Genomic DNA, 13,485 nt, shown 5'->3' with positions numbered 1-13,485 from the left:
GAGTCAGTTATGAGCGAACAACACGAATACTGCATGGTATTGAGTACCGCTGGTACAGAAAAGAACCGCGATGAAATCATCAAAGGTTTGTTGGAAGGAGAACTAGCGGCTTGCATTCAAACCATGGCCATTGAAAGCCACTATGTTTGGAAAGGTGAAGTGTGCAGTGATAGTGAATGGCTATTGATCATTAAAACGCGCAAAGATCTTTACGCTTTGGTTGAAGACAAAATAAAAGACCTGCACGAGTATGAAGTTGCTCAAATCGTGCAAGTCCCAATTGTAGAGGGCTTTAACCCTTATCTAGAGTGGCTTCGCCAGTCGACGCTGAGTTGTCAGTAAAACCAAAGATAATATGGCACCCATCGTGTCACATAACATGTCTTTCTGGGCGTCCCAGATATCTCCTTGGGAGCCTAGGAAGGCAATACCCTCATCGCCGCCAGCGATTGCGGCATACCACCATTCAATGATTTCATAGCCTGCTGCCAATGACATAATGGCAAAGAGCGCGAACCAGCAGGCCAATTTAGCGCTAACTTTTTTCTTGTTAATTAGGTATTCAGCAATAGGGTACGCATAGAGACCGATAGAAAAGTGAGCAACGCGGTCAAAGTTATTGCGCTCCGAACCTATCAAGTTGTTGAACCAATCAAAAGGCACCTCGGCAAAGGTATATTTGGCGCCAATCGTATGAAGACACAGCCAGATAAACATCAGCACATAAGCGGTGTTACTGAATTGGTAGCGAATGGACAATGCCCAAATGGCCACAAGAATACCGATGGCAGGAACGATCTCTGCAAACCACACCGCGCGGGAATTTGGTTCTAACGCAGAAAACAAAAAAACGATCGCGTAGAAAATCGTTAAACCTAATAAAGTAGAAGTACTTTTCATAGAGAAATTGATCCTTCAATTGAAAACTGTGTTTATGATTACACTTAATTGTACGGTGTGCAATTGTTTCTTTTGCAGGGGTCATGCTTACTTTTTATGTTGATATATTGCGAAACTGCTCAACAATAAAACGTTTGCGCACAAACATTTCATTAAAATTTGATTTACAACATGGCCATCCATAGAATTCAACGCTCAGTCTAATATAAAAGAAGTAATATCATGAAACTGGAAACTGTCGATTATCTTGCTGACGACGCTGCTCAACAGTTCGTCACCTCACTGCGCGAAACAGGCTTTGGTGTCCTTAAAAACCACCCAATCCCTCAAGAGCTGGTGGAGTCTATTTACAAAAACTGGTACGAGTTTTTCTGCTCTGAGCAAAAGAACGACTTCCACTTCAATGTTGAAACACAAGACGGTTATTTTCCACCATCAGTTTCTGAAGTCGCGAAAGGCCACTCAGTAAAAGATATTAAAGAGTACTTTCATGTATACCCTTGGGGACAAATGCCTGAGCAGCTAAAAGCGGAAATCATGGAGTACTATGACCGCGCTAACGCGTTTGCTCAAGAACTGCTTGGCTGGGTAGAAGAATACGCACCAAAAGAGGTACAAGAGAAGTTCTCTATCGCGTTGTCTGAAATGATCAACAACAGCGATAAAACACTTCTACGCGTTCTGCATTACCCACCGATGACTGGCGAAGAAGAGCCAGGCGCAATTCGTGCGGCTGCCCATGAAGACATCAACCTTCTGACGGTACTGCCAGCAGCGAACGAGCCGGGTCTTCAGGTTAAGAGCAAAGAAGGTGATTGGCTAGATGTGCCATGTGACTTCGGTAACCTAATCATCAACATTGGTGACATGCTGCAAGAAGCATCGGGTGGTTACTTCCCATCGACGACTCATCGCGTTATCAACCCAACAGGCGGTCGCCAAGAAAAATCTCGTATTTCTTTGCCACTGTTCCTGCACCCAAAACCGGATACTGTGCTTTCTGAGCGTTACACCGCACACAGTTATTTGATGGAGCGTCTGAGAGAGCTGGGCGTAATTTAAGTTAACGAGATCCTCCTTCAAAAGGCTGACGGTTTATGACTGTCAGCCTTTTTGTGTTTATGGTACAAATTGACTAGCTTTAATAACAGGTACTTAAAACGGCTAGGGGATACATGGACGAACAATTTGATGTTTGCCACAACGGACAGCAATATATGGAAAACCCATTGTTGTGGCCGATTCTAGACATTCTCCGAAAACAACCTACAAACTGGAAGGTGCACACACTCGCGCAGGAGCTTGGTGAGCATGGTTACATTCCTCAATTAGATTCATCCCCAGATAAAGACTTGTTTAAACGTAACTTCTTACTGATGAACGCTCTTTATCAGCTACAAGAAACGTTATACCCAGACGGCTGGCTGCAAGTTGAAGCAATGAATATTGTCCTGATGTCGGCAATTGAAGCCTCTCGTCACAGTATCGATATCAATGATCCTCTAAGAGATTATTACCTTGATTGGAAGAACTACGAAGCGGATGAAGGTGAGGTACGTAGGCTGCTTAATGAATTCTGGAGCCGATACCAACGTTATATCGGTGGAAGCTCATCTTCTGATTTAGACCGCGCCAAGGCGCTGAGTTTATTTGAGTTAAGTGCTGATGCGACTAAAGCAGAAATCCGAAAGCAGTGGCGCAAACTCGCGCTACGTTGGCATCCAGACAGAGATAATGGGGATTCAGAACGCTTTCGGGTTTTATGCGATGCATGGAATGTTTTACGTAACGGATGATAGGTTTTTGCGTGACGACGTAACAAATTGAGCTTGTTGGCGATACTCCCCAATCTAATTCAAACAAAAAAGGCAGCGTTCTATCGCTGCCTTTTTGCTATTCGTGTTGCTCAGTATTAACGAGAAGGTTTGAACTGAGACTTACGCATGCGGTTCAGTGCCGCCATGACATCTAATGTACGTGGTTTCGCTAGGTCACCTTGTTTCGGCAGTGTTGCGTACCATTCGCCAGATAGCATGTCTTCAATTTCTTTCGCTGGGTGGTTACACCAACCAGGAAGTTGCGCGATTTGGAACCATAGCCAACCGATGGTGTTGACTTCATCTGCGGACTCCAGCTGCTCAAGTGCGCTTAGGTCTGTAAACTCTTTACCGAAGCGAAGAGAGTCTTTGCCTTTTGCATTCACGCGGAACTTACCGTCTGTCAGAATGTTCATCAGTGCTACACGGTTCAGCGCGCGAGGACGGAACGTTTGTAGGCTCTCTTCTGATTCGTTATGACGCTGAGTAGGGTGCTGAGCGATAACCTCTTTGGCTTTTTCTGTTACATCAACCGCTTGGTAGTCGTGCATTTGGATAACCGTATCCGCAACGTCTAGGTAGTCACCAGAGCCACCCATAACGATGATGGTAGAGACTTCTAACTCGTCACGCAGTTGACCGATACGATCAACCAATGGAGTGATGGGTTCGTCGCCTTTTGCTACTAACGCTTGCATACGTTCGTCGCGAATCATGAAGTTAGTTGCTGACGTATCTTCATCGATAAGCAGTGAACTTGCGCCTGCTTCAATAGACTCTTGTAGCCAAGCCGCTTGAGAAGTTGAACCCGACGCGTCTTGCGTAGAGAAATCCGCCGTGTCTTTACCCATTGGCAAGTGGTTGATGTAGTTCGATAGGTTCAAGTGATGAACACAGCGACCATCTTCCGCACGGATCTTCATCGCATTCGCATCTGTTACGATGTATTCACGACCATCGCCAGGGATGTGATCGTAGATAGAACGTTCTATTGCATTAAGTAGCGTTGATTTACCGTGGAAACCACCACCAACAATCAAGGTGATGCCTTTTGGAATGCCCAAACCGGTTACATAGCCTTTATTTGGTGCGTGCAGAGTAACCTGAAGTGATTCTGGCGCTTTAAATTCGACCGCATCTTTCATCGGAAGATCACAGTTACCGGCAATACGTGGAAGCACGCTGCCATTCGCAACGAAAGCGACAAGATTATTTGCTTCTAATTGTTCACGCAGTGACGCTTGATCTTCCACCACTTTACAGTGCTCAATCAACGCATCTTTGTTCAGCTCACGCTCCAGCGTTGCGCGACGAATAAACTTCGGCAAGTAGAACGTCAAAATGTTGTTCGCTTTCTTACCAAGAACAGAGCGACCTTCAGCTGGCAAATTCACGCGGAAGCGAAGCTCAATGCCTTCTTCAGTGAAAAGCACTGCAGTGTTATCTAGAACGGTTTGACCGCTTAGAGAGATAGAAACGGCGTTCTCTTGTTTTGCAAACTCATCAAAACTGCGAGCAATAAAGTCACGAGCTGCGCGTTGGAATGCAGGGGATTCGTCTTTAAGCCATTCAAGACCGGTCAAAGACCACGCGCGAGTAGCACGTAGGCGAGAAGCAGATGCGTACGGGTCACCTTGTACGTAATCAATGTACAAGTCGAAATCACCAAAGTCGTACTGACCTTTGATTTGTTGGTATGCGCGATAGTTCTGCTTTTCGATTTTCTTAAGCGTGGCAGTCAACTGATCCATGAAGATAATGGCCTTTTTATTGGAAGCGGGCGGCGATTATAGAAACCACCGCCAGCAGAGTAAAGGAAATGCTTAGGAAGAATAGGTGTATTGTCCACCTAATAGGTTTTGATTAAACAAACTTTGTTCAAATTCATTGCAAGGCATTGGCTTACCGTACAAAAAGCCTTGTCCAATATCGCAGCCTTCACCAATCAAAAATTGCTCTTGTTGAGTGGACTCAATCCCTTCAATGACCACTTGAAGTTCCAGTTTTTTGGCGATGTGGATGATAGAGCAGATTATGGCTTTGTCGTCGTCAGATTTTTCCATTTGTTGCACAAAGCTTTTATCAATTTTAATCGCATCAAACGGGTATTTTTTCAAATAACTGAAAGAGGCATAACCCGTCCCGAAGTCATCAAGTGACAATGTCACTCCAAGTTTGTGCAGTTTATTCAATGTATTACGAGCAACAACCTCATCGGCAATGAGCGCGCTCTCGGTGACTTCCAGTTCGAGGAAGTGTGCGGGTAGGTGAAAGGTATCTAATAGGTGTTCAATTTGCTCTGCGAAGTTAACGTTTTGCAATTGGATAGGTGAGACATTCACGGCAATCTTAAAGTTATCCACCAGCTCAGACCATTGCTTAGCTTTATCTATTGCCGTACGAAGCACAAACGAACCGACCTCAAAGATTAAGCCATTTTGCTCGGCCATGTGAATTAGGGCTTCATTAGAGACATCGCCCAGCACCGGATGGCGCCAACGAAGTAATGCCTCAGCACCAATCCATTTATGGTTATGTGGAAGAACCTTCGGTTGGTAGTACAGCATTAAGTCATCGTTACGAACCGCTTGCAGCAAGTAGCTCTCGAGTTTGTTATGGTCACTAATATCTTGAGACTGACTTTCACAGAGGTAGCGATAAGATTCGCCCGACTCTTTACACAGCAACATTGCATAACACGCATTTTGCAGTAGTTGCTTCCCATAACTGTTTTTGTGGGCTTGAACTACACCCACATAAGAATTGAGGTGGACTTCATTGTCCTCAATACAAAAATTACCCAAACTGACATGATTAATGTCGTCGAGGAGGTGCTGTACTTTCGTTTCTATGTTTTCGCCGGTAACGATGATAACGACGTCGTTAGAGCTTGGTCTTCCTGTGACAAAATAGCTGGATTCGGTGTGGCCGAGGCGAAAGCGAAACTCTTTCAACACCTCGTCAAAGGCTTCGAAGCCGTATTTCGTTTGTATGCTTCGAGCGTTGCTAAAGCCGACGTTAATCACCACCAAAGAGTGTTGCTCAGTATCAATGCCATCTAAGGTTTGGTCTAACACTTGTTCGAGTGCTGCTCGATTCAAAAAGCCTGTCCCTTGATCATGAGTCTGCTGATAACTGACTTGCTTTTCGGCGGCTTTACGGCGGTCTATCTCTATTGTCAACGAGTAACTAAGCTGTGCAAGGTCAGTAGTGCGGGTTTCAACTCGGTTTTTAAGTTCGTTATTCAAGCGGACAAGCTTATGTTGTTGAAAAACGACGGCGAGCTGAGCTTCGATAGACTCTTTGAAAGAGGCAAGAAGTTCTCTGTAGGTGTCGTTGTACTGGTTTTCTTTCGCATCCAACATGCAGATAGTGCCGAAGGTTTCTCCGTTCGGCCAATACAGCGGCAGCCCGCAATAAGAGATCATTCCGAGCTTGATGTCCGGGTTATCTTTCCAATTCTCGTCAATCAGTGCATTAGGGATCAACAGCCCACATTTGTTTTCGATAACGTGTTCACAGTAAAGACCGTGCCCGAGCGTTTCTTTGTCGCCAACTTGGTAAGGGTTATTTTCGGTTTCGCTAGTGGTGTTTACTTCTATGTAATCGGGATGTATGCGCATGATCAGTGTAGTGGGTACATCGGCAATGCGTGCTAAGAGGTTGACGATATTTTGCCAACTTCTCCGCATCGATTCGGGTATCTCGTAATCTAGTGTTTGTAATGTACCCATAAAAGCAGTCCTTTGCCGTCGGCCCACACCCTGTGAACAAGTATCATTTTTCTATTTGTAGCCAGATGTACACATCATTTAAATCCTCGACTAGATCAAGTATAGGGGGACGATTACTTCAGATAAAAAAAAGTCCTGAAAACCTTTCAGGACTCTTAAATACTTGGCACTGTCTTATAAGTGAGACGCCAGGGTTGGGAGGCAGTTTACGGTTTCAATGCCTTAAGCGTTTTCATTGAGATGTCCTGAGTGTAATCAACACCTTCAAAGTTAAAGCCATTTAGCTTCATAAATTCGTCTTTAAAGCCTTCATAATCGCCGATTTCGGCAAAGTTGTCCGCGTTCATTTGCTCTAACAAAGCCGACACTTCTTTTTGGACTTCAGGATCCAATTCAAGATCATCGATACGAATCAAACGTTCGCCATCGACAGGCACTTTTGGTTGGTCATAAAGCTTGGTCGTAAACAGACGTTGCATTTGCTCGATGCAACGTTCGTGTGTGCCTTTTTCTTTCATCACACGATACAGCGCCAGAAGGTAAGGGCTGAGAGCAGGGATGAAAACACTCGCTTTAGTTACCAAGGCCTTACAGACAGTGGCGTACGCTCCGCCACCAAAGTTTGCCATCTTGATATTTAATGAATGGCTGGTTTGGTGTAAATCTACTTTTGCGCGACCTAACGTGCCATCTAAGTAAATAGGGTGTGTTACTTCCGGTCCCATGTAGGAGAAGGCGATGGTTTTACAACCTTTGGCTACCGATTCTGAGTTGATCAGTGTGTCGATCCAACTTTCCCAGTCTTCACCGCCCATCACTTTAATCGTTGCTTCCGCTTCTTCTTCCGTCGCTGGAGCGAGCGTTGATTCAACCCATTGGTCGTTTTCAAGCAGGATAGAAGCACCCGTCACCGATTCACCAATAGGTTTGATGACGCTGCGCCAGAACTCGTCGGATTCTGGTTTTGGACGAACACCTGTCGCCAAGCTGTAAATCACCAAATCTACTTCACCTTCGAAGTAGGTTTCAATCGCTTCAATCACTTGGTTACGAACAGTATCAGAAAAGGCGTCGCCTACGATGTTAACCGCAGTACGGCCATGATGAGTGGCTTCATCTTTAAAATAGATGTTGTTGTACCAACCTGCGCTGCCAACGCCCTTGTCTGATGGGCCGCGTTCAAAAGATACGCCGATCGTGTCTGCTTCTGCACCGCCGAATGTAAGGGCGATGCGAGCGGCTAAGCCGAAACCTGAAGAAGCACCAATAATCAAAACGCGCTTGGGGCCATTTTTGATCTGTGGTGCCTGTTTTACGTATTCAATTTGCTCTTTGATGGAAGCGCGGCACCCATACGGGTGTGCCGAGCGAGCTACAACACCCTGAATTAACGGTTCTATTTGCATTGTTATTATCTAACCTTGGTGAATAAGATACCGGTTAGGGTAACGTAAAGTTAGGTAAAACTTATTGAGCTAGACCAGTAAAATTAGAGATGTTTAACCAATTCTTGAGCGACAAAGTCAGCAATGTAGGGTTGAGCTTCCGGTTTTGGGTGCAAGCCATCGTCCATCATCCATTCTGGTTTAATGATGACATGTTCTAAGAAAAACGGCATTAGCGCTACTTGCTGATGTTCTGCCAGTTTAGGGTAGATGTCGTAGAACATATCGCTGTAACGCTTACCATAATTTGGTGGAACGCGGATTTGCATCATGACGACATCCGCACCAGAATCTTTGATCATGGTAATCATTTTCGATAGGTTTGACGTAATAAGTTTAGGTGGGAAACCGCGTAGGCCATCGTTAGCGCCAAGCTCAATCAGTACCAAATCGGGCGTGTGTTGCTCAAGGAGAGAAGGTAACCGTGCAAGACCATTACCTGTGGTGTCACCAGAAATGCTACCGTTTACAACTTTTACATCTTGGCCATGTTCTAATAACGCGTCTGGGAGTAAGCTAGGCCAACTCTCCTCTATAGGCATTTGATAACCAGCGCTCAGGCTGTCGCCCAAAACAAGTAGCTTTTCGCTCGCATGTACTGTAGCGGAAAGGTAGAAAAAGAGAACTAAGGAAAGTATACGAATCATGCAAACACCTGTACTTAATGCACCTATTGTTCAAGCGAATTTGGTTTCTAAACAAGTCTCTACTAATCAAGAACAATTAACAATCCTTAAAAATGTAAATGTTGACATTAGAAAGGGTGAAAGAATTGCCATCGTCGGCACATCTGGCGCGGGCAAATCTACGCTAATGACACTTCTTGCCGGTTTGGACACACCAACGTCGGGTGAGATTACGTTGCTCGGTCATGAACTCTCCAAAATGGACGACGAAGCACGTGCTAAGATTCGCGCTGACTCGTTGGGCTTTGTGTTTCAGAGCTTCCTTCTTATCCCGAGCCTAACTGCTCTGCGCAACGTAACGCTGCCTTGTCTTTTACGTGGTGAGGCTGAAGATGATTCAAGGGCAAAGGATTTGCTGACTGCGGTAGGCCTAGAAAAACGCTTAGACCATTTACCAAGTCAGCTATCTGGGGGTGAACAACAAAGGGTTGCACTTGCTCGTGCTTTCATGACTCAGCCAGAGCTGTTGTTTGCAGACGAGCCAACAGGGAATCTGGACCACCAAACCGCCGAGAAAGTCATTGAGCTGCTTTTTGACTTGAACGAACAGCACGGTACGACCTTAATCTTAGTCACGCATGACAGCCTCTTAGCCAGCCGTTGTGATCGAGTGTATCGAATGGAAGCCGGAGAATTGAAAGAGGAGGTGACATGTCCGTGATCTCTTCTAGTGAACAAGACTCGGCGCCAAGCAACCAAAAGGCGAAGCATTCCCCGAACAAGAGCCTAGTGCGTTGGAGCTTAGGTGAAATACGTCAAGGGAACCTGTGGCCGATCAGCGTCGCATTGATTTTGGTGATTGCCAGCATCTTCGCGCTCTCTGCTTTGGCCGAGCGAATGGAGCAGGTCATTGTAAAACAGGGCAAAGATGCATTGACCGCCGATGCTGTATTTGTTTCCGCTAACCCCATTCCCGATGCACTTATTGCTGCGACAGATAAACTAGAACGCTCAACCATGACGCGCTTTGCGACGATGGCATTCAGCGAGACAGGGATGCAGCTTATTTCCGTTCGAGCCGTTGATGAGCAATACCCATTGATGGGCGATCTGGTTCTTGACAGCAATTCGTCAGGCCATGTGAAGGCAAACCAACTTTGGCTAGACGAGCGCATTATGGCGCAGTTGGATGTGAATAAAGGTGACATTGTCACTATCGGCGATGCTGATTTCACGGTCTCTGGTGCCGTATTGATGGAACCTGGACTGAGCTTCAACCCTTTCCAACAAATGCCTTCGGCGTATATTCACCAAAGTGACGTTGAGAAAACGGGCGCCATTCAGGTTGGCAGCCGTGTGCAATATCGCCTGTTCCTCAAAGGTGATGATACAACGCTGACTCAACTTCAGGACAGTACTGAACTCTCTCCGAGTGATCGCTGGCGCACGCAAGATACGGCAAGTCGCAGTAATGAAGTGTTCGAGCGCACAACTCAATATCTTTCGCTAACAGTTGCGATCGTCATCATTATGGCGGCAACGACGTTGGTTTTGACTTGCCAAAGTTACGTAAACAGCCGAACTCAAACCATCGCGATGCTGAAGAGCTTGGGTGCAAGTCGTCGTTGGATTGAAAAATGGTTACTGATTCAAGTCACAATCTTGCTGGTGAGTGCGAGCATCGTTGGTCTGTTATTGGGTAGCGGCTTGGAATATTTGTTGCGAATTCCACTCAAAGATCTTCTCCCAAATCCACTTCCTAGTTACGGCGTCACTCCGGTTTTAATCTCTGTTGTTTCAGCCGTTCTTATCACGGTACCAGCGCTTGGTATTCCTTTGCTTGGTCTAATAAAAACGCCTGCGTTAGAAGTGCTGCAGCAAGGTTCTGGTAAGCGTTCTTGGAAGCGCATGTGGTTAGTTCTGGTCCCAGTGGTGCCATTGCTGATTCTATACGCAAATAACACGTTAGTGTGGATTGTGCTTGCAGGCATTGCTGCCTTGTTTGTTGTGCTTGCCGTCGTGAGTGTCATGCTTACCAAGTTGTTTGCTCGAATATCGACAAAGCCCGCTATGAAGCTCGCCTTAAGTCGAATTAACCGAACCCCAGTGACGAGTGGCTTGCAGTTTGGCGCCTTATCTCTGTCATTAATGTTGCTCTCTATTATTTGGCTTGTACGCAGCGATATCCTTGCTGATTGGGCGAGGACGCTACCAGCGGATGCCCCCAACGTTTTCGCATTGAATATTGCAGACTATGAGCTCGATAGCTACCTTGAGACATTGGATAAAAATGGCGTGACAAGGTCACAGGCTTTCCCAATTATTCGTGGTCGACTTGCCGAAATTAACGGTGTAAGTGTCAAAGAGATAAAATCTCAAGGTCAAGGTTCTGATGCAGTAAGCCGAGAGTTAAACCTAACATGGGGGGATGCGTTGCCAGAATACAATGAAATCCTGTCAGGCTCTTGGACGAACAAAGCAAGCGTGTCTGTCGAAGCACAAGTCGCGGACGAGCTTGGTATTGATCTGGGTGACAAACTGCGTTTTGTGATTAACAGTCAGAACTTCGATGCTACCGTCGACAGCATTCGTCATGTCGAGTGGCGAGATATGAAGCCAAACTTTTACTTCATCTTTTCTTCAGATGTTATGGCAAGCTTGCCGGGTTCTTATTTGATCAGCTATCGAATCGACGATGGGAATGAAGCTCTGCTGACGTCAATGTCTCGAGCTCACCCTACGGTATCAGTGCTCGATATTCGAACCATGGGTGACAAAATCCAACAACTTATCCAACAGATAGTATCAGCGATTACCATTTTGGCGCTTCTCGGTGTCGTTGCGGGTTTGCTGTTGATATTTACACTATTACGTTTGAGCTTATCTCAGCGTCAGGAAGAGATTCGACTTTATCGAACCCTAGGTTCCAGTAAGAAACGTATCAACACGACGTTGTGGGCTGAATATGGGATTATGGCGCTTGTCGCGAGTGGTGTTGCCGTCTTTGCCGCAGAAGCGTGTGTGGCAGCAGTAATGAAGTATGGTTTCGAACTTAGTCCACAGATCCACCCTGAATTGTGGATAGCTTTACCAGTAGCCACGTTCTCTGTGTTAGCACTCGTAGTAATGAGTCTTATAAAAAGATTGTTAACACCGGTAAACACTTAGTCTGCCTTGTTTCGCAGCAAGTGGAAGCACTCCATGACACTTTTATTTTAGTTATCCACAAAAACGGTGGATAACTTTTGGGATAACTGAAGTGTTAGTAAAGTGGGGTGTTTCCGCAGGCTTTATGCCATGGGTGTTAGCGTTAAAATATTATTCACACAGGTAGAAAAAACGGCTTTCCCAACAACCTCGTCAAGCACTTTTTTAGGAAATTTTTTGCTCTCAAAAGTAACTTTTTTCGTGCACCGTTAACAAATGCAAACCCATGAACTTTTTGTGATTTTAATCATGCTCAAACCCGAGTAGAATCATACTAAGTAAAGATTTCTCCTTATAAAATTTTCAGTGAAGCAATGAAGTCTGAGTTTCCAAATCGTAAAGATAAACACATCGCTATTATCGGTGGTGGAGTTGCGGGTTCAACTGCAGCCATTCACTTTGCCGAGTTAGGTTTCAAAGTGTCGGTAATCGAAAAAGGCGTCTCTTTGGTCAATGGTCCTCCAATTTGTCACTTACATGCTGGTGGTAACCTTTATCGAGAGATTTCCGAGCAACAGTGCTTGGATCTTCTGGCTCAGTCTATCGATACGATTCGTTTGTATCCGCATTCACTGAATGTCCGTCCTACCTTAATCGCGGTTCCACATTCTGATGGAGGAGATCCGGAAGCGTTGTTACCGCGCTTAGAGGTCATCAAATCGGCGTATCAAAAACTCGTTCAACAAGCGCCTGATAACAAAGTGCTTGGTGAGCCCGATGAGTACTACAAGCTGTACTCGAAAGCAGAACTTCTTGCGCTGGCGCAGCAAACACAACCGCAAAGCCCAAAGAGCATTGATGAATGGTGCATTCCGTTTGCTCAACACGCAGATCTGGAAGCCCTTAAATATCCGGTCGTCGCAGTTCAGGAGTACGGATGGAGCGTGTTCAGATTAGCTGCGGTAGCGAATATGACGCTAGATCAACTGCCTAATGTTGAGGTATTGACTCAAGCGGAACTTACGCAAACCCATTGGGATGGTTCACATTGGGCGCTCACATATCTTAAAGACGATAAGTATCAGCTTTTAAGCTGTGACTACCTAATCAATGCTTGCGGTTTTGAAACTGGTGCAGTGGATGACGCTATTGGCGTGAAACGCGATCGATTGGTTGAGTTTAAGGCGGCTTACGTTACGCGTTGGAATGAATGCACGCAGCAGTGGCCAGAAGTGATCTTCCATGGCCCTCGGGGTACCGATAAAGGCATGGCTCAATTAACGCCTTATGGTGACGGTTACTTCCAATTGCACGGTATGACAAAAGGCATCACATTATTTGATGACGGCTTGGTGGAGAGCTCTAACACTTCTGCACAGCCAGAGCTGCCGACTCGGTTGTTGTCTAAGATCCGAAATGGCTGGCGACAAGAAATCCTAGATGAGCGTACAGGCAATGCGATTAAGCATATGGCTCAGTTTATTCCGGATTACAAAAATGCCGTTAAGGGTGGCAAAGCACTGTTTGGTGCGCAACAAATCCCCGGAACCGATCCTGTATTGCGTGCCGCTGACGTGACATTTGAAGAGAATAACTACGCTCGAATCGAAGTCGTCAAGGCTTCTTCTACCTTACTTGCCGCACAAAAGATGGCAAAACATTGGTTTGGGGTTGAGCCTGAATCTAATGTTGAAACGCAACATCCGGTCACTGTGCATTGGAGTGAAAAAGAAGTAGAACAGTTTGCGATTAAACTGACGCAAGAACGCGGCTACCCTCAAGCACTTGCAGAGCGTTACGGCATGTAACGCTCACA

At 45.8% G+C, this 13,485-nt stretch carries 11 protein-coding genes; 6 read left to right on the top strand and 5 right to left on the bottom strand.

The annotated features are described in order from the left end of the window. Positions 1–9: 9 nt before the first annotated feature. A complete protein-coding gene (cutA, locus tag KIO97_RS20565; protein WP_005424977.1) occupies positions 10–342 on the top strand; it encodes a divalent-cation tolerance protein CutA in 333 nt (110 codons plus the stop codon). Here the strand turns inward: cutA and KIO97_RS20560 are convergent. Continuing rightward, entirely contained in the window at positions 304–900 is a 597-nt protein-coding gene (locus KIO97_RS20560) for a DUF2238 domain-containing protein (protein WP_012129393.1), read from the bottom strand. The genes cutA and KIO97_RS20560 overlap by 39 nt on opposite strands. 222 nt (positions 901–1,122) lie before the next feature. Between KIO97_RS20560 and KIO97_RS20555 the strand changes: the two genes are divergently transcribed. Together KIO97_RS20555 and KIO97_RS20550 are read left to right on the top strand one after the other, a co-directional pair. Next, positions 1,123–1,962 carry an isopenicillin N synthase family oxygenase gene (locus tag KIO97_RS20555; RefSeq protein ID WP_012129391.1) on the top strand — a complete coding sequence of 280 codons (840 nt, stop codon included), beginning with the start codon at positions 1,123–1,125 and terminating at the stop codon, positions 1,960–1,962. 113 nt (positions 1,963–2,075) lie between these two features. Beyond that, positions 2,076–2,696, top strand: coding sequence for a DNA-J related domain-containing protein (locus tag KIO97_RS20550; protein ID WP_050906642.1), 621 nt, complete (start codon positions 2,076–2,078; stop codon positions 2,694–2,696). A gap of 116 nt (positions 2,697–2,812) precedes the next feature. On the opposite strand, the gene KIO97_RS20545 is transcribed toward KIO97_RS20550, so the two are convergent. The 4 genes from KIO97_RS20545 to tesA all read right to left on the bottom strand — a co-directional run bounded on the left by KIO97_RS20545 (position 2,813) and on the right by tesA (position 8,543). Further along, complete coding sequence (locus KIO97_RS20545) at positions 2,813–4,468, bottom strand: ABC-ATPase domain-containing protein (protein WP_285383819.1); 1,656 nt, start codon at positions 4,466–4,468, stop codon at positions 2,813–2,815. A gap of 72 nt (positions 4,469–4,540) precedes the next feature. Beyond that, positions 4,541–6,451 carry a sensor domain-containing phosphodiesterase gene (locus tag KIO97_RS20540; protein ID WP_050906644.1) on the bottom strand — a complete coding sequence of 637 codons (1,911 nt, stop codon included), beginning with the start codon at positions 6,449–6,451 and terminating at the stop codon, positions 4,541–4,543. 206 nt (positions 6,452–6,657) lie between these two features. Then, positions 6,658–7,857, bottom strand: coding sequence for an enoyl-ACP reductase FabV (gene fabV, locus KIO97_RS20535; protein WP_285383818.1), 1,200 nt, complete (start codon positions 7,855–7,857; stop codon positions 6,658–6,660). 83 nt (positions 7,858–7,940) lie between these two features. Beyond that, positions 7,941–8,543, bottom strand: a complete 603-nt coding sequence (tesA, locus tag KIO97_RS20530; protein WP_285383817.1) for a multifunctional acyl-CoA thioesterase I/protease I/lysophospholipase L1 — start codon at positions 8,541–8,543, stop codon at positions 7,941–7,943. Here tesA and KIO97_RS20525 point away from each other — a divergent pair. The 3 genes from KIO97_RS20525 to KIO97_RS20515 all read left to right on the top strand — a co-directional run bounded on the left by KIO97_RS20525 (position 8,542) and on the right by KIO97_RS20515 (position 13,477). Next, positions 8,542–9,243: an ABC transporter ATP-binding protein gene (locus KIO97_RS20525; protein ID WP_005430709.1), complete on the top strand. Its 702-nt coding sequence runs from the start codon at positions 8,542–8,544 to the stop codon at positions 9,241–9,243. The two genes, tesA and KIO97_RS20525, sit on opposite strands and share 2 nt — an antisense overlap. Beyond that, positions 9,234–11,690, top strand: coding sequence for an ABC transporter permease (locus KIO97_RS20520; protein ID WP_285383816.1), 2,457 nt, complete (start codon positions 9,234–9,236; stop codon positions 11,688–11,690). Before KIO97_RS20525 ends, KIO97_RS20520 begins: the two co-directional genes overlap by 10 nt. A gap of 353 nt (positions 11,691–12,043) precedes the next feature. After that, on the top strand, positions 12,044–13,477 hold the full coding sequence (locus tag KIO97_RS20515; protein WP_285383815.1) for an FAD-dependent oxidoreductase: 1,434 nt from the start codon (positions 12,044–12,046) through the stop codon (positions 13,475–13,477). Positions 13,478–13,485 lie beyond the last annotated feature (8 nt).

It is taken from the genome of Vibrio sp. B181a (assembly GCF_030248375.1).
GTDB classification, from domain to species: domain Bacteria; phylum Pseudomonadota; class Gammaproteobacteria; order Enterobacterales; family Vibrionaceae; genus Vibrio; species Vibrio campbellii.
Note: the sequence above shows the minus strand (reverse complement) of the source record. Positions and strands in the feature narration are given on the sequence as shown.

Excerpts from the sequence above, each read along its gene's own strand:
- KIO97_RS20515 (WP_285383815.1), top strand. The coding sequence starts at position 12,044 with ATGAAGTCTGAGTTTCCAAATCGTAAAGATAAACACATCGCTATTATC.
- KIO97_RS20520 (WP_285383816.1), top strand. The coding sequence starts at position 9,234 with ATGTCCGTGATCTCTTCTAGTGAACAAGACTCGGCGCCAAGCAACCAA.
- KIO97_RS20540 (WP_050906644.1), bottom strand. The coding sequence starts at position 6,451 with ATGGGTACATTACAAACACTAGATTACGAGATACCCGAATCGATGCGG.
- KIO97_RS20545 (WP_285383819.1), bottom strand. The coding sequence starts at position 4,468 with ATGGATCAGTTGACTGCCACGCTTAAGAAAATCGAAAAGCAGAACTAT.
- KIO97_RS20525 (WP_005430709.1), top strand. The coding sequence starts at position 8,542 with ATGCAAACACCTGTACTTAATGCACCTATTGTTCAAGCGAATTTGGTT.
- KIO97_RS20560 (WP_012129393.1), bottom strand. The coding sequence starts at position 900 with ATGAAAAGTACTTCTACTTTATTAGGTTTAACGATTTTCTACGCGATC.
- KIO97_RS20550 (WP_050906642.1), top strand. The coding sequence starts at position 2,076 with ATGGACGAACAATTTGATGTTTGCCACAACGGACAGCAATATATGGAA.
- tesA (WP_285383817.1), bottom strand. The coding sequence starts at position 8,543 with ATGATTCGTATACTTTCCTTAGTTCTCTTTTTCTACCTTTCCGCTACA.
- KIO97_RS20555 (WP_012129391.1), top strand. The coding sequence starts at position 1,123 with ATGAAACTGGAAACTGTCGATTATCTTGCTGACGACGCTGCTCAACAG.
- cutA (WP_005424977.1), top strand. The coding sequence starts at position 10 with ATGAGCGAACAACACGAATACTGCATGGTATTGAGTACCGCTGGTACA.
- fabV (WP_285383818.1), bottom strand. The coding sequence starts at position 7,857 with ATGCAAATAGAACCGTTAATTCAGGGTGTTGTAGCTCGCTCGGCACAC.